Below are 18,833 nucleotides of genomic sequence, written 5' to 3'. Positions count from 1 at the left end.
TTTTTATTATTTTTTTGCTAACATTACTGATAATTATTTGAAATAACGTTGATTTTTGTGACTTTAATCTCTAGTTTCCGCTTCATTTGGCCTACTAGACGAGAAAACACTTATAAATCCATCGCCACTCCTAATTGCTGGATTTCTTCATAATTCCTTGCAAAGAAAGTAATTTTTTGATATACTGATTCTTCTTGATTGAGTAACTTTTACGCTATTTAGTATTTTTGGGTTTTATATTATGTTACAACAGTTTTTGTCCTTCTTATTTCAGCTAGATCTCTTCTTTTGGGGGTATGCTGGTTTTGCTCTTATTATGTTGCTTGGGATTTATCTAAGTTTTAAGACGCGTTTTTTTCAGATTCATGCATTTCCATCAATATTTAAAACATTTTTTCACTTTTTATTTAAAAAACAAGAAAATGATGGAGGAATTCATCCTCTGAAGGCTTTTTTTGCATCTGTTGGTGGAATGATTGGGATTGGAAGTGTTGTTGGGATTGTAACAGCTGTTCAGTTTGGAGGTCCAGGAGCTCTTTTATGGGTGTGGATTGCAGCAACATTGGGCAGCTTAATTAAATACTCGGAAGTATTTTTAGGATTAAAGCATAGAGTAAAAAGAAAAGATGGTGGCTTTGATGGTGGTCCCATGTTTTTTCTTGCAAAGGCATTTAAAGTAAAATTTATACCTATTATTGTCGCTGTTTTACTTTGTTTATACGGTATAGAGATTTATCAGTTTTCTGTGATTACAAATACGATAGAATCGAACTGGAACATCAATCATTTTCTTGTAGTATTTGGGCTTTTAGGGCTTGTACTTTATGCAAGTGTGGGCGGTGTTAAGCGCGTTGGTAAGATTTGTAGTTCTGTAATGCCAGTGTTTATGCTTATCTATGTTTTTATGGGAAGCTGGGTAATTATAAGTAACATTGCCTTGTTACCAGAGGTTTTGGTGACAGTATTTAAATCCGCATTTACAGGGCATGCGGCAGTAGGTGGTTTTGTTGGCAGTACTATGCTTCTTGCGATCCAACATGGTATTTCAAGACTTGCTTATTCTGCTGATTTGGGCATTGGCTATGATTCAATTATTCATAGTGAATCTTCTGCAACACACCCGGAAAAACAAGCAAGGCTTGCCGTATTAGGAGTGTTTTTAGACAATTTTATGTGCACGCTTTCTATTTTAATCATACTGTTAACAGGTGTTTGGCAATCTGTAGAGCCAATTCCAGCATCTTTGTTAGTTCAAACAGCACTGAGTAATTATTTTCCTTATATGGAAGTATTTATGCCTTGCTTTTTGTTGATTTTGGGTTATACGACTATCATCGCCTATATGTGTATTGGCATTAAATGTGCAAAGTTTTTACACTCAAAATATGGGCCTGCCATTTATATGACTTATGGCGTTATCGCTTGGGTATTAAGTTCATTTTTTGATCAGACGACAGCTCTTTTGATCATGTCTCTTGCTCAGGCTCTTCTTTTAATGATTAATCTGGTTGGCTTATTTAAACTGCGTCATGAAGTTCTCTTCGTTAAAGTGAAGGAAGAGCATCCTGCAGCCGGAGTGCTAGAGGTTGCGTCTTAATATACACAAAATAGTTGCAAATAAATTGTCTTCATTGGTAGCATCATGCCTTTGTTGCGTCTGAGTGGCAAGAAAACGTAAGCTGGGGTGTCGCCAAGTGGTAAGGCAGCGGTTTTTGGTACCGCCATCCGGAGGTTCGAATCCTTCCACCCCAATAATTTAATGCGTTTTTTAAATCTATAATATTCAAGGCTCATGCCAAGTAATTCTCCAAGTAATTTAGAGTTTATGCTCTTTGCAGGTTCGTCTCATCCTGTTCTATCCGGACATATCGCTGACTGCTTAGGTGTTAAATTAAGTTCTATAGCTTTGCAAGAGTTTCCAGACGGAGAGTCTTCCGTTCGCATACTGGACAATGTACGTGGTAAAGATGTTTTTGTTGTGCAATCGATTGCTAAAAAACCCAACTCCTATTTAATGGAGCTTTTGATTATTATTGATGCGTTAAAACGCGCATCAGCAAAAAGTATTGTGGCGATAATTCCCTATTTCGGGTATGCTCGTCAGGATCGAAAAGACAAACCACGAGTTCCGATCACAGCTAAGCTCGTTGCTAATCTGTTAGAAACGGCAGGAGCTATGCGGGTCTTAACAATGGATTTGCACGCAGGTCAGATACAGGGCTTTTTTGATATCCCTGTGGATAACTTATTTGCAAGACCTGCTCTAATTAGCGCAATCCGTTCTTTAGACTTAAAAAATATGTGTGTTGTGGCTCCAGATCTTGGAAGTGTTGCGATGGGGCGTACTTTTGCACATGAGTTACACGCTGATTTAGCTCTTATTGACAAGAGACGAGTGAGTGCAACGAATGTGTTAAAGGGCGCACTTATTGGTGATGTTTCTGGGAAAGATGTGGTTATTGTGGACGATATGTGCACAACTGGCAGCACGTTAGTAACAGCTGCAGAAGTGTGTCGTGATGGTGGTGCTAGGCATATTTATGCGGCAGTGTCTCACGGAGTTTTTGTTAAAGATGTGTTTAGTAAGCTCGACAAGAGCTTTATTGAACGCTTATTTGTAAGTGACACAATTTCTCTCCCAGGGGGTGAAATGTGTAAAAAATTGCAGATACAAACCGTTTCTGTTGCAGAGCTTTTTGCAAAGGCAATAAGAGGTGTTGTTTCTGCAGAATCGATTTCTTCTTTATTTGAGGAGAAGTAATTTTTATTTTTTTGTTGTTAGGGAGAAATCCATGAAATTAACTGTAAGCAAACGATCCGGCTCTTCTAAACAAGAGTTGAGCCAGATCCGTCGAGCGGGCAATGTACCTGCTGTTCTCTATTCTAAAGGGGAAGTAGGACAAGCGATTGAAGTCAATGGCGCAGAATTTAGAGCAATTTTGCGTAACATAAAAAAGGGCTGCTTATCGACGACCGTGTTTCTCTTAAAGGGAGATGGTGCACACCAGCATCGCGCTATCCTTAAAGATATTCAATATGAGCCTACAACCTATGATGTGTGGCATTTGGACTTTGAAGAGCTTTTCGACACTGTTCCAGTCACGATCAATGTGCCTATTCAATGTGTGGGAGTCGTCGATTGCGTTGGAATTAAGTTGGGCGGTGTACTTCGCCAAGTAATTCGCACATTAAAAGTGAGTTGCTTGCCAAAAGACATTCCTTCTGAGTTTCAGTTGGATATAAAAGAACTGCTTTTGTTTCAAACAAAGCGTCTTGCAGACATAGCGCTTCCTTCAGGTATGCGCCCTGTTGCTAATATGAATGAAGTCGCAGTAGTTATTGCGAAACGTTAAGCGGAGCGAAAAGTATCATATCTTCTCCTCGATTAATTGTAGGTCTTGGAAATCCAGGGATTGCTTATCAATTGACTCGACATAATATGGGTTTTTTGGTGATGCAAGCCTTGGCAGAAAAATTGGGGCTGGTTTTCAAAAACGATAGGCGTTTTTTTGGGAAAATAGCCCTTTATCAGCATATTGGGACAACACATGTTTTCTTGATGCCGATGACCTACATGAATTTAAGTGGTGAGTCGATACAAAAAGTTGCGAGCTTTTATAAAATAGATCCAGAGCAGACTCTTGTTGTTACAGACGATGTGGCTCTTCCTTTTGGGAAGCTGCGTTTGAGGGAAAAGGGTAGTGCTGGGGGGCATAAAGGGCTTTCTAGTGCAGAGGTGCATCTAAATACGCAAAACTTTCCGAGATTGAAGGTGGGTATTGGAAATGTACTTCCGGGCTTTTCTTTAGAAGAATATGTTCTTGGACGTTTTATGATAGATGAGTTACAAACGTTGCCAAAAATCTGTAAACAGTGTGCAGATGCAGTTTGTCTTATTTTGGAAGTTGGCGTAGTTGCGGCTATGAATCAAGTGAATGCACAAATAGACACAAATAAACAAGATCCTAGTTTGGGTTCCGGTTATGGGCCTACTTGTGGTCCGGTTGTGGGTAAGGAGAAATAATTATGAGTAATAATGTAGTAGAGAAGCTTTGCGGGGGCCCTCATGAAGGTCTTTACGAGGGAATGTACATTCTTAGTGCGACTCTCAGTGAAGATGCTCGTCAAAAGGCATTAGAAAAAATTAAAACAGGTATTTTAAGCCGAGGTGGTGAAATCCTAAAATTACATGAGCAAGGCCGTCGTCGTCTAGCGTACGAAATTAATGGCCGTCGCGAAGGGTTTTACTTTTTGCTATACTTTACAGTTAAATCACCTGCAATAGCAGAGCTTTGGCGTGAATACCACCTTAATGAAGACCTCATTAGGTTCATGACATTACGCACAGAAAGTGTAATGGAAAAGATCGAATTTAAACCCTTAGAAGAATAAAAGTTGGGGGAAACGTATATTATGATGAATATGAGAAGAAATACAACAGAATTTTCTTTAGATTCTAAATCGAAAAGACGCAAAAGCTGTCCTTTTACAAGTAGCGGTTTTAAAACGATAGATTATAAAGATACAGAGACCCTTAGAAGATTTATTACCGAAAGAGGTAAGATTCTACCGCGTCGTATTACTGGAGTGTCGGCATACTTTCAAAGAGAGTTGTCTAAGGCGATAAAGCGTGCAAGGCACATGGCATTACTTGCTTTTGTAGCTGAAGATTAACAAGGAATAAGGAGAAAACTAAATGGCAACCCATTTGTTGTTACTTGAGGATGTAGAGAATCTTGGTAGGTCTGGTGATATAGTTTCTGTAAGACCTGGATTTGCACGTAATTTTTTACTGCCAAAGAAAAAAGCGCTTGTTGCGGACCAAAATGCGCGCCGTATGCAGCTGCGTTTGCAAGAAGAGAGAGCAAAACAGGCTGTAGTGGATAAACAAGAAGCGGAAGATCTTTCTGTTCGTGTCAAAGACATGGTCTTTACTGTAGAAGTTAAGGTTGACCCAGATGGTAATATGTATGGTTCAGTTACAGCTCTAGATATCCAGCGTCTTTTTGAAGCTGAAGGTGTTAAGCTAGAAAAGCGTTCCGTGCATCTTGCACAACCCATTAAGTCAACGGGCGTACACACAGTAGAACTACGCTTAAAAGAAGGCGTAATATCTTCTTGCAAGGTGAAAATTGTGCCTGAGGGTTATGTGGAAGATGTTGTAGTAGAAGTTACATAATATATGCAGCGATAATTTATTACATTCCTCTGTGCCCTCTGTGGGCTCTGTAGCAGTTATACACAAACAATTCTTGAACTTGTTTGTGTATTAGTTGGCTGTCACAGGGTCTGCAGAGAGCCTATAAATGGCCTTATAATGGGTCTTGTAAGTGATCTTGTAAGTGATGTAGAAGTAATACATAGTGGTGTGATTTGTGGTTACATTTTTTTCGCCAGCAAAGCTTAACTTGTTTTTGAAGGTCGTAAAGAAAAGACCCGATGGTTATCATGAGCTTGCATCCCTTTTTCAGGCGGTATCTCTTGGTGATTATATCCATGTTTCTCTGGCAGAAAAGGATTCATTTAAAGTCACAGGACCACTATCTTCCCAAATTCCTTTAGATCCTTCTAACCTAGTTTTAAAGGCTCTTTCACTATTTCGTAAAAAGTCTAATATTTCTTTTGCCGTTCAAATCATGCTGGAAAAGCATGTTCCCATACAAGCAGGACTGGGCGGCGGAAGTAGTAATGCAGCAACCATGCTTTGGGCGCTAAATGAGCTGCTTGGATTTCCAGTATCTGATCATGATTTAATCACATGGTCTCAAGAAATAGGCTCTGATACAACCTTCTTTTTATCTCAGGGTACAGCTTACTGTACGGGTAGAGGCGAGATTATTCAGCCTTTACCGTGCATTGTGAGTCAAGGGCCTGTGTATATTATTAAGCCCACTTTTGGGCTTTCTACACCTCTTGTATTTAAAGCTTTAAATTTGAATGAGCTTAGCCTAGAGGATCCTGTAAATGCGTATAAGAAATTTTTAGATGGATCTTCCTGTTATTTTAATGACTTAGAAAAACCTGCCTTTTTTTTAGAACCATCCCTTGTAGAACTAAAACAAAGTTTGTTACAATCTGGCTTTTCCCACGCTTTAATGACAGGATCTGGAACAAGTTTTTTTGCAATTGGTAATGGGGTGTTACCAAAAGGTGAGGATAATATGGTTTATCCTGTAGGATTTATTAGAAGAGAAGTTAATAAATGGTATGAAGATGGTGCATATGGATGAAGATAAGCGGATTGTTTTAACAGGAGGAGCAGGTTTTATTGGCTCTGCTGTTTTGCGTCATTTAAATAACCGAGGTTTTACGAACATTGTTGTTGTTGACAATCTCGGAATGAAAGAAAAGTGGAAAAATCTTGTTGGCAAGCAATTTGTAGATATTATTCATAAAGACAATCTCTTTAGCTGGTTAGTTGGAAAAGAACAAGAGATAGAAGCCTTTATTCATCTTGGAGCATGTTCTAGTACAACAGAATTTGATGCTAACTACCTTTTAGAAAATAATTATAGATACACACAACGACTCTGTGAATATGCTTTAGAGAATAACCATCGCTTTATTTATGCATCTTCTGCAGCAACATATGGTGATGGCTCAAGAGGGTTTTCTGATGATCAGAACCAGTTAGAAAATTTACGAGCACTGAATATGTATGGGTATTCTAAACACCTTTTTGATTTATGGGCAAAGAGAGAGGGCGTTTTGGGGCGTATAGTAGGTCTTAAGTACTTTAACATCTATGGGCCTAACGAAGCGCATAAAGGCAGTATGGCTTCTGCTATTGTTAAAATGGTTCCAAAGGCCTTAGAAGAGGGGGTGATTCAGTTATTTAAGTATCGTCCTTCTTCTGCTGAACCAGACCGTTATCCCGATGGAGAGCAATGCCGAGACTTTTTATATGTAAAAGATTGTGCACGCATGACATGCGCTTTTCTAGAGAGAAAGGATGTTAATGGAATCTTCAATATTGGACAAGGTCATCCCTATACCTGGAATTACCTTGCAAAAACTGTATTCAATGCTTTAAATTTGCCTGTGAATATTGAATACATTGATATGCCAGAAGAGCTTATTGGAAAATATCAAAATTACACATGTGCTGAAATGGACAAGTATGAAAAAGCCTTTCCTGAATACCAGGTGATGCCCTTAGAAGATGCTGTTTTTGATTATGTTCGCAGTTATATTATCCCAGAGAAAAGATGGTAAGATTAGTAGAGTCTCTCAATAGAATAGAACCTTCCAAGGTAATGTTGGTAGGTGATTTTATGCTTGATGCCTATACGATAGGAAAGGTGAAGAGGATTTCTCCTGAAGCTCCTGTTTCTGTTCTTCAAGTAGAAAGGGAAGAAAAGCGTCCAGGAGGCGCTGGTAATGCTGCTTTAAATCTTCTTTCATTGGGAACAGAAGTGGTAGTAGTAGGCCGGGTTGGAGATGACGTTGGAGGTGATCATCTATTGCAATTGCTAAAGAGCGAGGGCGTGGATACACGTGGAATTCTTATTGAAAGGGCATACAAAACACCTATTAAAAATAGAATTATTGCAGAAAATCAGCAAATGATGCGTGTGGATTTTGAGAGCAATTCTTCTTTATCTCTCGAACTTGAAGTGGAAATGCTGCACTTGCTTCCTGCTTTGATGGAGGGAGTAAAAGTTGTTGCTATTTCAGATTATGCAAAAGGGTTTTTATCTAGAAAAATTTTACAAAGGGTAATCGAGCTTGCAAATGAGCAAGAAATTCCGGTCATTGTAGATCCTAAAGGCAGTGATTTTTCTAAGTATTTAGGTGTTACAATTATAAAACCTAATTTGAGCGAAGCTATTTTAGCATCGGGTTTAAATCAATATACAGACTTAGATCTGGTTGCTGCTAAGCTTCTTAAAGAGACTTTAGCAAAGGCCTTTTTTATTACACGCTCAGAAGCTGGTATCTCTTTATTTCAAAGAGAAAAGGCAAGAGAAGACTTTCCTGTGCATGCAAAGGAAGTAAAAGATGTAACGGGCGCAGGTGATACAGTTCTTGCTATGCTTACAATGGCCATTGCGAATGGGTTTGATTTTGCAGAATCTGCACTCCTTTCAAATATAGCAGCAGGTATTGCAATAGAACATTTTGGTTGTGCAAGAGTTTCTCTTTCACAAGTTGTAAGAAGGCTATTGCATCAGGATTCCAAAAATAAGATTTTTGATGAAGAACATTTATTTGCACTTCATATGGCTATCAGAGATACACCTTTTACGCTGTTGAGTATTGATGGACACTTGGGAATGACATCCTCTATTTTTAAAAGCATTCGAGAGCTTTCTTTAAATAAGTCAGGAGAGCTTATTGTTTATGTAAGAAATAGTGCTAGCAGTCATGAATTTTTAAGTTTGCTTGCATCTCTTCAAGAAGTGGATTTTATCATATTAAGAAAAGATAACTTAAATCATCTTTGCAGAGAACTTAAGCCTTATGAAATTTATAATCTTCAAGAAAATAAGTTGGAGAGAGTATCTCATCTAGAAGCACTAACCTGAGACGTTTTGCTATATGCATGTTTTTTATCCTTATAATGAAATTCTTCCCAAAAAAACAGCTCATGATGTTTATATTTTTCAAGAATGTGCAGCTTTTGCAGAGTCTGGCATAAAGACAACTCTACTTATTGGCAAGGGCTCTAAGTCTAAAAATGAGCTTCTTCTGCATTATTTGCCAAAGGCGTTAGAGAATAAAGATTTACTTGAAATCGACTCTCTTCCTATTGTTCGTAAAAATAACTGTTTAAATTTGAGTTGGAATTACCCTTTTTTTTATTTTACTCAAAGAGCCATTCTTAAAAAATTACCGCAAGTTGTTTTTCTAAGTGTTTTTAAACAAGGAAGATATCATCTAAAAAGAAAGGTTGCAGGTGTTTTTTATGTATATGAGGTGCATGAATTAAGTTACTATCCAGGACGTACATTTTCTAAGCGAGCTGCACAGGAGCTAGAAATGCTTGCTTGCGCGGATCTTGTGAGCGTAACAACAGAACAACTTAAAAATATTTTAATAGCGCCTCCCTACTCCCTACAAGTGCCCATAGAGGTTATTCCTCTTGCTGTGCATTCGAAAAAGCTTCCTGATAATAATGTAGAGAGTTCTTTTTTACGTCTTTGTTATGTGGGGCAGCTTTATGAGGCACAAGGGATTTTGCATCTTTTACATGCTTTAGTAGAGCTTCCTTTAGCTACATTAAAGGTTGTAGGTGGTAAAGAAGAGGAGGTTGCTTATTATAAAAGCCTTGCGGATACTTTAGGTATATCTGAAAGAGTATACTTTGCAGGTTTTCATCCGCCAACAAAGATCTCAGAGCTTATCTCAGATACAGATATTTTTGTTGCGCCTTTTACTGCGAGTGGCAAAATGCCCTTTGTTGCTCATACTAAATTGATGGAGTATAGAGAGTGGAAGCGGGCTATGCTAGTTCCAGATCTTCCTGTTGTAAGAGAGCACTTCAATGAGGCAGATGGTGTAGTTTTTTATGAGCCTGGTAGTACAAAGTCTTTAGTTAGCTCTGTAAGTCCCTATATGCAAAAAAGTCATTTGAAGCAGTTGCAAATGATGGCAATGCAACGCCAAGAGATATTTTCTTGGAAAAAGCGAGCTGAGCGCTATAAACAGATTATTATAGATAAGAAATAGGCAGTCCAAGATTATTAGAGGACTTTTATTTTTATTAAATTCTTGAACTGCCATGCTTTATTTATTATGGGCACAGCTTAGAATTTTCATATTAAGATCAAATTAAAGTTTAATTAATTTATAATTAATTAAATTAGTAATAAAAAATTTATATTTAATTAATGTTCATCATCTATAATTGGTGCTATTAACAAGAGGTGAATGATGACTAATAGTGTTACTTTTCAGAATTTTATTGATACTCATCCTAATTGGGAAAGAAGTTTTGGAGTATATAAGCGAGATGATGATGTCTATAAAAGAATGATCTGTTATTCAGATGAGCTTTGTGGACGCATTCATGAGTATCATGCCTGTATTAATACAAACAGTGGTGAGGTCTATTTTGATTGTAGAAAAAGAAAAATTCTTGCAAAACACATTACTCTCACTTTTTTGCGCCCCGTACATACATGTGTTAAAACGTTATGGCATGCATCAATTATAGCTCCTTTAGCAGTAGAAATATTTAAACTATTAAAGGGCACACAAACTATAAAGGATCTAGGAAAAAATACATTAAGGTCGCTTGCTGATATTTTTCGTACACCTGCTTATGGGATTGCTATTACAATAACACATATAGTAGGGGTTATATTAGGTTGTATATCTCCAAATACTCTTTATAAAACAAGAGAGATTGCAGGAAAGCTCGAGCGTTATTTATTGCGTGTGAATACTATTCGAGGCGCGGGTATTTGGGTATTAACAGAATGTTTTAATCCTATTAGAAACATTCCTGGTAAAGAAGGCCTGAAAAGTATGCCTAAAGATCATGAAATAAGAGAGATGCTAAAAGATTTTGGAGCGTCTGCAGTTTGGGCTAGAATGACAATACGAATATTGTTCAATGACTGTTGTCTATTATTTCCACAAGATCAGCGTTATGTAAGCGCTGCAAAGCCAGGCACTGCGTGTTAGATTATAAAATCATTTTTTGCAGCGCTTTGGTAAATTGCTCTTGGCAGTGGAAAGAGCTATACTCTGCTTGCATGTGCTGCAATTTGCCGTGTACTGCAGGGTTGTTATAGAGGGTATGGATTGTATTAAGTAAATCGTCTTGCTCCCAGTCGAGTATAAGCTCTTCAAGGTGATGCTTTTTAAGTTCATGACTCATCCAAGTAAGGTCACTAACAAGTGGCATGCAGCCTGCGACAATTGCCTCTACAAAGAGGCCAGATGATGAGGCTTGATAGTGAATATTGGAAAGATAGGGAAGTAAAATAACTTGAGCCCTTTGCATCCATAGATCAAATTCTTCTCTTGGCATCTCACTTTTTACCCACTCGATGGAAATAGTGCTGCGTTGTAAATGTTGTTTCATCTCTTCAACGACTACTAATGTAGCATTTTGATGCTTTTTTGAAGAGGGACAAAGCGCGAGTTTTTGGATATGTTTTAAGCCCTTCTCTTCTCTCATGCCTCCTGGCCACCATAAAAATAATATGTCTTGAGTATCGTGTTGATGGGGTATGTGTGTTGTATGGGGAATTGGCATGAGATAAGTTTTTTTATTAAAAAAGCTTTGCAGCGCATTGACAAGTAAATCTGTGTCAGTCATTAATTTAATTTTACCTTGTCCGATCTGTTTTTCAATGAACTTTTGCAAAAATAAATGTTTGTTTTTATTTTTTTTAAAGTATTCAGGAAGTACCCTATAAAAGAGCCATAGGGATGATTTTTTTCTTATTAGAAAAAGAGCTAATAACAAAGCATACAAGTCAATATGAGAAAAACGCTCATAGAAAATAACAGAGCTCTCTTGTAGAGGTGTTTTTTTAAATGCAGAAAAAAGAGCACACATCATCTGAAAAGTCTGTTTAATGGGTCGCAGAGGCTTTGGAAGCATCGATTTTTTTTGTGATGGCAAACAAGACAGCCAAGATGTAGGTATATTTTGGACTTTAAGTTGTTTTGGTATTAAAGCAGAATGTTTCCATCCATTTGTTGTGGCCGCTTGAGATAAAGCTAAATGGTACCAGTACTCATGTCCGCCTATCTTATTTAATGTGGGAATAATAGAGATGATATGTATCATGCAAGTTTCTTGATAGTTTTGGTGTCATGATACAGTCTTTATTCATTTGTGTATATTTGGAAGATGCAGGATGGTTGAGAGTTCGATAAGTGCATTTTGGCTCTCTTTTAAAAAATCTGGATCACTTAAATCTTTTCTTGTAAGAGACTCTCTATAATGTTTTGAAATCCATTGTTTGAGAGTATGGTAGAGAGTGTCATTTAATAGAACATGAGGATTGATAGCTGCGAGTTCTTTTTCTTTGAGAAGTACTCGAAGACGCAAGCAGGCAGGACCTCCGCCATTTTTCATGCTTTCTTGAATATCTACAAAGTGTAAATGGCGAATAGGGCTTTTCCTGTCAGATATAAGTGCCCTGAGTATTTCATGGGTGGTTGTATTTGTTTTACATTCTAAGGGGGCAATGATAGCCATGGAGCCATCTGGAAGTGTTACAATCTGAGAGTTGAAAAGATAAGAAGAAAGAGCCTCTTTAAAGGGAAGCATTTTCTTAGAAATTTTGATACAAATAGCTTCTGTGTTGCAGATAGAAAACATTTTTCTGTGTATTGTTTCTATCAATAGAGGTGTATCTACGAAAGCATCTTCATAATAGAGAAAGACGTTTTCATTGTTTGTTGAGATTACATCATTGTGAAAGACGCCCTTGTCTATTAGTTTAGGGTTTTGTTGAGCAAATAATACTCTGTCAGCTGGAAGAAGATGCAGTCTTGCAACGGATTCTGAGGCCTCTCTTGATTGTCTGGCTAGATTTTTTTTTGGCATTTGGGTGTTTTTTGAGAGAGAATTTTTTCCAAACACAAAAAGATGTACGCCCATAGATGCATGAGATGTACTGAAGCGCATATGATTTGCAGAGCCTTCGTCACTGAAATGGACAGGGCTTGGAAGAGGTGCATGATGTATAAAATATTTTGGATTTTTAAAGATAGCTTTTAGAATATGCGTGGTGGTTTCTGTTTCGATTGCTCTATGAAATAATGTGCCTAAGTTTGCTGGAGTAATGTGAACAAGATTGTCTGCAGAGTCTGATGATGGTGCAATCGTTGCGCTATTTGCACTCCACATGCTAGATGCAGAGAGTACACTTTGAAGTAGTTCCGGTGCTACTTTTTCTGCTTGATCTATTACAGATGCATCTGATCCTATAAAACCAAGAGAGCGCAAAATGGAAATGTCTGGGCGCATTTGTGGAGGAAGAACTGCTTGTTTAATACCAAGATCCATGAGCAGTTTCATTTTTTCTAGGCCTTGTAGGGCTGCTTTTTTGGGATTAGATGTTTTGTTTTTATGTTTAGTTGAGGCCATATTCCCACTGGAAAGCCCTCCAAAAAAGTAGGTGGGACCTACAAGTCCATCAAAATTGACTTCATAAGTTTTGTTAGATAAGTGTTCAGTCATACGTATTTAATTCCTGGTAAAAGAGTGGATGGAGGATTTATTACCTCTACTTCAAAAGAAGCTACTGGGTAGGAGCAAAAATCTGTTGCATAGTAAGCTCCGGGCCTAAAATTTCCGCTTCTACCAATTCCGCCGAAGGGAGCTTTGCTGCTAGCTCCCGTTGTGGGGGCATTCCAATGGATAAGACCTGCTTTTGAATGGATGTAAAATTGTTCATATAAGAGCTTATTATCTGAAAGTAGAGAGGTAACAAGGCCATATTTTGTATTTGCAGAAAGGGATATGGCTTCTTCAAAAGAGTTAGCTCTTATGACTTGTAACAGTGGTCCAAAGTATTCTTCATCAGGCAGGTCTTTAATGGATGTAACATCGATGAGTCCAGGAGATAGGAAGGGAAGTTTTGGATCTAATCTTTTTAGAGGTATTAAGGAGGTTGCACCAAGAGATAAAAGTGTGCGTTCTGCGTGGAGTAAATTGTTTAAAGCCTCATTTGAGATAAGCGGTCCCATAAAGGGTTCTATAGTGTCATCATAAGATCCAATAACAATATTTTGAATAGCCTTTTCAAGGTGGTTTAAGATGGCATGTCCATTATTTCCTTCAGGGACGATGAGTCTGCGTGCACAAGTACAGCGCTGTCCTGTCGTTATAAACGCAGAAAGTAGTATTTGGTAAATGGTGCTAGATAGGTTACTTGCCTCCCATACAATAAGAGGGTTATTTCCTCCCATTTCTAATGCTAAGATTTTTTCTGGTGTGGATGCAAATAGCTGGTTTAGGGCAAGTCCTGTTTTAAGGCTCCCTGTAAAAAAGAGACCGTTTAGAGCGGGGTGTGATGCAATGAGTTTTCCTGTTATTGCATCTCCTTGCACTAAGTTTAAAACTCCTTTAGGAGGATTTATCTTTTGCCAAAGTTTGATGATTTCAATGGATGTAAGGGGTGTTTTTTCGCTTGGTTTAAAAATGACGCAGTTTCCAGCAAGAAGGGCTGGAATAATGTGTCCCAAGGGAATATGTCCTGGAAAATTGAAAGGACCAAAGACTGCAACTAAACCATGTGGTCTATGCTTTACCACGAGAGGCATTGTGTGAGATGCATCCTTTTTTTCAGATGTTCTTTCATAGTAAGCAAGTACACTGATATCAATTTTTGAGATCATGCTAGAAACTTCTGTAAGAGAATCCCAAAGAGGTTTTCCGGTTTCTTTTGAAATGGTTGTTGCAATGTGTACTTGATTCTCTTTTAATTCCTGTTGAAAGGCTTTTAAATAGCTAATGCGGGTATCGATTGAAGAAAGTGTCCACTTAGCAAAGGCATCTGTTGCTCCATTTACCGCTAAATCTACTTCTTTTTTTCCAGCATTTGAGCCTTTAAATAGGGATTTGCCCGTTGCAGGGTTTATTGAAAACAAAGTATTTTCAGTAGTTGAGTTTATCCACAGGTTGTCTATAAAGTGTGTCATGGAAGAGTTCCTAGATGAAGATAGGCTACAGGATCATCTATCTCTAGTTTTAGAGTTTTTACAAGTTCTTCTGATAAAGTAACTTTATTAGAAGAGTTCTCTTGAATGTATCCATAAGCCGAGAGAAAGTGAATTTTTGGGTTGCAGACGATGGATAAGATGTCAGAAGAGGGGTTTTTCTTGACTATTGAGTGAAGATAACCGCTTTTACAATGTTTAACAGAGTGGATCTCTTTGAGAGGGGCATAATAATTAGGACCTCCATCAAAGATATCAATTTTGTTAGAGAATTTAAATCCTTGTTTTTCAAGAATTTTTAGTGCGGGTATTGTATTGGGATGTATTTTAGCGATAACTTCTTGTACTTCTTTTGGAAGAAGGTCTATGTAAATGGGGTTTTTAGGGATTAAGTCTGTAATAAATTCTGTATTGGATAGGCGAAGCAAGTCAGCCTCTGCAAAGGTCATTGTAAAAAAAGGCTTTAGAATATGTTCCCAGAAGGGAGAAATGCCCTCTTTTGAAATGATACCTCTCATTTTTGCAACAACCGTTGAGTTAAACCGTATCGAATGCACTTGCATAAAGATAAAACGGCTGAGGGATAAAAGCTTTGCAAGACCCTTGTTTCTTGCTTTTTGTGTTAAAAATAGAGAGCAAATTTCTGTTGGTGTGTGTTTTGTTCGGTGTAAGTAAAGCAAAGAATGCTCTTTATAGATATGTAAAGAAGGGGATGCATTTTGAATGGTTTGCAATTCAAAAGAGTAGAAAGGCTCACGGATGCTTGTTTGTGATATGATGCCACAGGTGCCTAAAATTTCTTTGGAAACTATATTTTCTAGAACAAAAAGATAAGATTCATTTTCTGGGCCTTCAATTTCTTTTGCAAAAGAGTTTATGGAGAGAGAAATTTTCTTTTCAAGGAAGTCTCTTTGTTTTGGAAGAGACGTAATTCCATATTGGGCTTCAAGAGCGAGGTTTAGAAGGGCATCTAAGTCAGAGTACTTTATAGGGCGCAGTAAAACAGAATACTTCATATTTGTTTTAGAGCCTCTTCGATGATAGTAAAGGCCTGATCAATATCTTTTTCTGATGTATTGCCAATGGGTGGAAGCATCCTTATTCGCGAAGGATTTTCTCCTGTAAGAAAGATGATGAGCCCTAAAGAAAAAAGTTTGTGTGCAAATAGAGTTACTTGTTCTTTATCCCCTTTGAAGGGGGTAAAAGCTATGAGCCCTCCAAGGCCATAAGGTCCTTCTATTTTGTCTGGATAGATTTTATGTAGTCTCTCAAAATGCTTTAAAAAATAGGTGTGTAGGTGTTTGATTTTGCCACTGGGCCCTAAATAATTATCGCTTAAAAGGGATTTAATAATGACAAAACTTCCGTATAGAGCACTTGTACTACCAATAAAAGTTTGGCTTAAAAGGTTTGGAAGGGGTTTAAAAGAGCTTTTAAATAATGTTGCAGCAATTTGACTTAGCTTACCAATGCTCACAACATCAATGTATGGAAATAGGTCAAAATATTGGTAGGCAAAGAGATTTTCTGTTCTACCAAATGTTTGGACCTCATCTACAAATATGGCAATATTATGAGCCTTTGCAAGCTCTATGAGAGGTAAAAAGAAATCACGAGAACCAACATTAATGCCTCCTTCTCCTTGAACTAGTTCTAAACAAAATACTGCATAGTCATTAGGGTAGCGCTTTATATACGTTTTCATAAGAGAAAGAGCTTTTTCTATAGATTCTTTTGGGTGCAAAGGATCATAAAAGGGTAAGTAGTCTACAAAAGTAGTGCTTGGAAGGCCTTTTCGAAGTTCTGGTTTATCAGTAATTTGTGCAAGCAGGTGTGTTCTTCCCATGAAACAATGCTCAAAGGCAAGGATGCGCCTTGCTGGAGATTTCTTTTGAAAGATGATTTTTAGTGCATTTTCACAGGCCATGGCCCCAGATGTAGAAAGAAAAACATGATCAAAGCCAGAACTTTTAAGTAAAAGGCTTGAAAGTTCCTTTGCAACCATATTTTGTTGCAAATTGCCTTGCATGACTTTATCTTCAAATGCTGCGTCAATCATTGCAGAGATAATGGCTGTATTGCCATGTTCAAAATGTGCTCCGATTCCGCTGATAAAGTCAAGCTTTACAGATCCATCTAGAAGTTCAACATAAGCACCTTTTCCAAACCCGCTGCCAACATAAGGATACCACAGTTTGATGCCACGAGAGGATTCAAATTCTTGAACTATTTTGTCGTAATCACATTTTAAATTGGATTGTGCAGGTTTTATCCCATCAATTTTATGTTGATACTCTGTGTATAATTCAAGAAGTGCTTTTTTTGCTGTTTGATATCTGGGATCCTCTTGGAATTGTTTTTTTATTAAGCCCATAGAGAAATCTCCTTTGAAGCAAGCTTTAGAAGGAATAAACAGGTAAGCTTTGCTCTCTCTGTAAGACTTTCTAGATCCAAGCGCTCTTTTGCAGAGTGTAGAAATTCTCCTTTTGGACCCATTGTATCTATATTGCAAAGACCTGCTCGTGCAAGAGTGTTACCGTCACATACACCTCCTGTGGATTTGCCATCTATTGTAATTCCAAGATCATGAGCGCATTCTTGTATCCGTTGAAAGAGTTTTTTGCTTTTTTCATCAAAGAGTTTGGGGGCTCTGAGGCTTTCTTGAAAAATATAGATCTCCACACTATGTTCATGAGAGATGAGTGTTTTGATCTTTTTAAGTAGTGTATCAAATGAAGCCATATCATCAAGAGAAGAAGATCTAAAATTGATGCTGCAAGTAGCATTTTCTGCAACGACATTTGGGGCGCTTCCTCCTGTAATATGTCCAAAGTTTAAAATAGATTTTGTATCTGTTTTATATTCTTTTTCTACTTCTTTAATAAAAGAAGCAAGAGCGCTGATAGCGCTTTTTCCCTCATAAAAACTCCTCCCAACATGAGCTGCAATGCCCTTGAAGACAATTCTATAATTTGTAGATCCCATCCTTTCTACCACAAGAGAGCCATCTGGAAGAGCAGGTTCAAAAACAAGTCCCACACTATTTTTTTTTGCATATTCTTGAAGAAGAGGTTTAGAATAAATAGAGCCAATTTCTTCATCGGGAGTAATTAAAATGGTCCATCCAATGTGCTTTGCATGAGAAAAAGATTCAAATGCCTGCAGGGCAGTTAAAAGAATAACAAGGCCTCCCTTCATATCTGCAACTCCAGGACCTACGAGGTAGTTTCCCTCTTTTATGCAAGTTACATGGTGGGAGTACACTGTATCCATATGTCCACAAAGTAGCACTTGAATGTGGGCGGATTCTCTTTTTTGAATAGAGAGGGCAGACCCATTTTTTAGAGTATGTTCTTGCATTTTTCCATCAAAAGTAGAAAAGTGTTGTTTTAACTCTTGTAGCATTAAATTAAGACCGCTCAAGTCATTGGATCCAGATGCGATATTGGCCCATTTTTCTACAAGTGCACTCATTTGTTCTTTTTTTTCATCGATCCGTGCTAGGTAATGCAAATATTTTTTTATCATATGTTTTTAAGTCCTATACTCGCACATTAGATAATTAAGCTAAAATTTGCAAATCATGTTTTGACAAATATCATTGCTTTTTTTTATTAATGGTATATATACACCAACAAGCTCAAGAAGGTGTGTAGCGCCTGCACTTGTTTGTGCGTATAAGAATTGCTTGTAAGGGATCAAATGTTACTTAAGAAAAAAAACAACATTAAAGAGGGATTGCAAGCAAAGCTAAAGAAGTTGCTCATTAAAAAGCGCAACGCCTGTTATATTCTTATTACGTGTACAGAGCCCTCGGATGATGGAAAAATGCAAGTAGAGCTCACTTACGAGGGAGACAAAGGACTTGCGGCCTACCTTATCGACAATGCTCAATCGTTTTTCGAGCAAGACATTCCAGAGTAAAAGCTATGATTCAAGTTGATAGCGTTATTCAAAACTTAGAAGATGCGCATTCTCATAAAGTATACATATCGTTAATGAAGAATTGAGGAAAATCCAGAATGTTTATTATATTATACTGTTCAATAAAAAATGAACAGTATCTTTTACGCAGAGACGCAGAGACGCGGTGGCGTAGAGAGTTACAGATCATTAGCTACTCTAGTTAATCCATCAATAAGCCGTCCTTGCCCAAAATTAAGTACCAGCCCTAGCTTAAGTCTTGTTAATCGTAAATAGGT

19 protein-coding genes and 1 tRNA gene are annotated in these 18,833 nt (G+C 37.7%); 14 read left to right on the top strand and 6 right to left on the bottom strand.

The window, feature by feature from the left end; all coding sequences use genetic code 11:
* The first annotated feature begins 241 nt into the window (after nucleotides 1-241).
* The 13 genes from P4L16_04275 (at nucleotide 242) to P4L16_04215 (ending at nucleotide 10,632) form a co-directional block, all read left to right on the top strand.
* Nucleotides 242-1,597: an amino acid carrier protein gene (locus P4L16_04275; GenBank protein MDR3624339.1), complete on the top strand. Its 1,356-nt coding sequence runs from the start codon at nucleotides 242-244 to the stop codon at nucleotides 1,595-1,597.
* Nucleotides 1,598-1,680: 83 nt separating this feature from the next.
* Nucleotides 1,681-1,752, top strand: a tRNA-Gln gene (locus P4L16_04270).
* A 40-nt stretch (nucleotides 1,753-1,792) separates the two neighbouring features.
* The gene (locus tag P4L16_04265; GenBank protein ID MDR3624338.1) at nucleotides 1,793-2,761 is read left to right on the top strand and encodes a ribose-phosphate pyrophosphokinase; all 969 of its coding nucleotides are present in this window, start codon (nucleotides 1,793-1,795) and stop codon (nucleotides 2,759-2,761) included.
* A 31-nt stretch (nucleotides 2,762-2,792) separates the two neighbouring features.
* Complete coding sequence (locus P4L16_04260; GenBank protein MDR3624337.1) at nucleotides 2,793-3,353, top strand: 50S ribosomal protein L25; 561 nt, start codon at nucleotides 2,793-2,795, stop codon at nucleotides 3,351-3,353.
* Nucleotides 3,354-3,388: 35 nt separating this feature from the next.
* Nucleotides 3,389-4,024: an aminoacyl-tRNA hydrolase gene (gene pth, locus P4L16_04255; GenBank protein ID MDR3624336.1), complete on the top strand. Its 636-nt coding sequence runs from the start codon at nucleotides 3,389-3,391 to the stop codon at nucleotides 4,022-4,024.
* A gap of 2 nt (nucleotides 4,025-4,026) precedes the next feature.
* Nucleotides 4,027-4,392, top strand: coding sequence for a 30S ribosomal protein S6 (rpsF, locus tag P4L16_04250; GenBank protein ID MDR3624335.1), 366 nt, complete (start codon nucleotides 4,027-4,029; stop codon nucleotides 4,390-4,392).
* 30 nt (nucleotides 4,393-4,422) lie between these two features.
* Nucleotides 4,423-4,674 (top strand): 30S ribosomal protein S18, encoded by a 252-nt coding sequence (gene rpsR / locus P4L16_04245; protein MDR3624334.1) that lies wholly within the window; start codon nucleotides 4,423-4,425, stop codon nucleotides 4,672-4,674.
* A 22-nt stretch (nucleotides 4,675-4,696) separates the two neighbouring features.
* Nucleotides 4,697-5,179, top strand: a complete 483-nt coding sequence (gene rplI, locus P4L16_04240; GenBank protein MDR3624333.1) for a 50S ribosomal protein L9 — start codon at nucleotides 4,697-4,699, stop codon at nucleotides 5,177-5,179.
* A gap of 196 nt (nucleotides 5,180-5,375) precedes the next feature.
* On the top strand, nucleotides 5,376-6,230 hold the full coding sequence (gene ispE / locus P4L16_04235) for a 4-(cytidine 5'-diphospho)-2-C-methyl-D-erythritol kinase (GenBank protein MDR3624332.1): 855 nt from the start codon (nucleotides 5,376-5,378) through the stop codon (nucleotides 6,228-6,230).
* Complete coding sequence (gene rfaD, locus P4L16_04230; protein MDR3624331.1) at nucleotides 6,223-7,215, top strand: ADP-glyceromanno-heptose 6-epimerase; 993 nt, start codon at nucleotides 6,223-6,225, stop codon at nucleotides 7,213-7,215. Before ispE ends, rfaD begins: the two co-directional genes overlap by 8 nt.
* Complete coding sequence (gene rfaE1, locus P4L16_04225; GenBank protein MDR3624330.1) at nucleotides 7,209-8,528, top strand: D-glycero-beta-D-manno-heptose-7-phosphate kinase; 1,320 nt, start codon at nucleotides 7,209-7,211, stop codon at nucleotides 8,526-8,528. Before rfaD ends, rfaE1 begins: the two co-directional genes overlap by 7 nt.
* Nucleotides 8,529-8,541: 13 nt before the next feature.
* Complete coding sequence (locus P4L16_04220; protein MDR3624329.1) at nucleotides 8,542-9,672, top strand: glycosyltransferase family 4 protein; 1,131 nt, start codon at nucleotides 8,542-8,544, stop codon at nucleotides 9,670-9,672.
* A 201-nt stretch (nucleotides 9,673-9,873) separates the two neighbouring features.
* A complete protein-coding gene (locus P4L16_04215; GenBank protein MDR3624328.1) occupies nucleotides 9,874-10,632 on the top strand; it encodes a hypothetical protein in 759 nt (252 codons plus the stop codon).
* Nucleotide 10,633: 1 nt separating this feature from the next.
* On the opposite strand, the gene P4L16_04210 is transcribed toward P4L16_04215, so the two are convergent.
* From P4L16_04210 to P4L16_04185, 6 genes are read right to left on the bottom strand one after another with little or no spacing between them, the layout of a single operon-like run.
* Nucleotides 10,634-11,749, bottom strand: coding sequence for a hypothetical protein (locus P4L16_04210; protein MDR3624327.1), 1,116 nt, complete (start codon nucleotides 11,747-11,749; stop codon nucleotides 10,634-10,636).
* Between the two features lie 42 nt (nucleotides 11,750-11,791).
* Nucleotides 11,792-13,150 carry an N-succinylarginine dihydrolase gene (astB, locus tag P4L16_04205; GenBank protein ID MDR3624326.1) on the bottom strand — a complete coding sequence of 453 codons (1,359 nt, stop codon included), beginning with the start codon at nucleotides 13,148-13,150 and terminating at the stop codon, nucleotides 11,792-11,794.
* Nucleotides 13,147-14,613 carry a succinylglutamate-semialdehyde dehydrogenase gene (gene astD / locus P4L16_04200; protein ID MDR3624325.1) on the bottom strand — a complete coding sequence of 489 codons (1,467 nt, stop codon included), beginning with the start codon at nucleotides 14,611-14,613 and terminating at the stop codon, nucleotides 13,147-13,149. Before astD ends, astB begins: the two co-directional genes overlap by 4 nt.
* Nucleotides 14,610-15,647: an arginine N-succinyltransferase gene (locus P4L16_04195; GenBank protein MDR3624324.1), complete on the bottom strand. Its 1,038-nt coding sequence runs from the start codon at nucleotides 15,645-15,647 to the stop codon at nucleotides 14,610-14,612. Before P4L16_04195 ends, astD begins: the two co-directional genes overlap by 4 nt.
* Complete coding sequence (locus P4L16_04190) at nucleotides 15,644-17,005, bottom strand: aminotransferase class III-fold pyridoxal phosphate-dependent enzyme (protein ID MDR3624323.1); 1,362 nt, start codon at nucleotides 17,003-17,005, stop codon at nucleotides 15,644-15,646. Before P4L16_04190 ends, P4L16_04195 begins: the two co-directional genes overlap by 4 nt.
* On the bottom strand, nucleotides 16,996-18,159 hold the full coding sequence (locus tag P4L16_04185; protein MDR3624322.1) for a hydrolase: 1,164 nt from the start codon (nucleotides 18,157-18,159) through the stop codon (nucleotides 16,996-16,998). The genes P4L16_04190 and P4L16_04185 overlap by 10 nt, the downstream gene beginning before the upstream one ends.
* Before the next feature lie 174 nt (nucleotides 18,160-18,333).
* Here P4L16_04185 and P4L16_04180 point away from each other — a divergent pair, with 174 nt between their 5' ends.
* On the top strand, nucleotides 18,334-18,555 hold the full coding sequence (locus P4L16_04180) for a hypothetical protein (protein MDR3624321.1): 222 nt from the start codon (nucleotides 18,334-18,336) through the stop codon (nucleotides 18,553-18,555).
* Nucleotides 18,556-18,833: the final 278 nt, after the last annotated feature.

It is taken from the genome of Chlamydiales bacterium (assembly GCA_031292375.1).
In the GTDB taxonomy this organism is placed as follows: domain Bacteria; phylum Chlamydiota; class Chlamydiia; order Chlamydiales; family VFKH01; genus JARLHF01.
This window is presented reverse-complemented; position numbering and strand designations above follow the sequence as displayed.

Excerpts from the sequence above, each read along its gene's own strand:
- P4L16_04260 (MDR3624337.1), top strand. The coding sequence starts at position 2,793 with ATGAAATTAACTGTAAGCAAACGATCCGGCTCTTCTAAACAAGAGTTG.
- P4L16_04180 (MDR3624321.1), top strand. The coding sequence starts at position 18,334 with ATGTTACTTAAGAAAAAAAACAACATTAAAGAGGGATTGCAAGCAAAG.
- P4L16_04275 (MDR3624339.1), top strand. The coding sequence starts at position 242 with ATGTTACAACAGTTTTTGTCCTTCTTATTTCAGCTAGATCTCTTCTTT.
- P4L16_04210 (MDR3624327.1), bottom strand. The coding sequence starts at position 11,749 with ATGATACATATCATCTCTATTATTCCCACATTAAATAAGATAGGCGGA.
- rplI (MDR3624333.1), top strand. The coding sequence starts at position 4,697 with ATGGCAACCCATTTGTTGTTACTTGAGGATGTAGAGAATCTTGGTAGG.
- rpsF (MDR3624335.1), top strand. The coding sequence starts at position 4,027 with ATGAGTAATAATGTAGTAGAGAAGCTTTGCGGGGGCCCTCATGAAGGT.
- rpsR (MDR3624334.1), top strand. The coding sequence starts at position 4,423 with ATGAGAAGAAATACAACAGAATTTTCTTTAGATTCTAAATCGAAAAGA.
- astB (MDR3624326.1), bottom strand. The coding sequence starts at position 13,150 with ATGACTGAACACTTATCTAACAAAACTTATGAAGTCAATTTTGATGGA.
- rfaD (MDR3624331.1), top strand. The coding sequence starts at position 6,223 with ATGGATGAAGATAAGCGGATTGTTTTAACAGGAGGAGCAGGTTTTATT.
- P4L16_04195 (MDR3624324.1), bottom strand. The coding sequence starts at position 15,647 with ATGAAGTATTCTGTTTTACTGCGCCCTATAAAGTACTCTGACTTAGAT.
- astD (MDR3624325.1), bottom strand. The coding sequence starts at position 14,613 with ATGACACACTTTATAGACAACCTGTGGATAAACTCAACTACTGAAAAT.
- P4L16_04215 (MDR3624328.1), top strand. The coding sequence starts at position 9,874 with ATGATGACTAATAGTGTTACTTTTCAGAATTTTATTGATACTCATCCT.
- P4L16_04190 (MDR3624323.1), bottom strand. The coding sequence starts at position 17,005 with ATGGGCTTAATAAAAAAACAATTCCAAGAGGATCCCAGATATCAAACA.
- rfaE1 (MDR3624330.1), top strand. The coding sequence starts at position 7,209 with ATGGTAAGATTAGTAGAGTCTCTCAATAGAATAGAACCTTCCAAGGTA.
- P4L16_04185 (MDR3624322.1), bottom strand. The coding sequence starts at position 18,159 with ATGATAAAAAAATATTTGCATTACCTAGCACGGATCGATGAAAAAAAA.
- P4L16_04265 (MDR3624338.1), top strand. The coding sequence starts at position 1,793 with ATGCCAAGTAATTCTCCAAGTAATTTAGAGTTTATGCTCTTTGCAGGT.
- P4L16_04220 (MDR3624329.1), top strand. The coding sequence starts at position 8,542 with ATGCATGTTTTTTATCCTTATAATGAAATTCTTCCCAAAAAAACAGCT.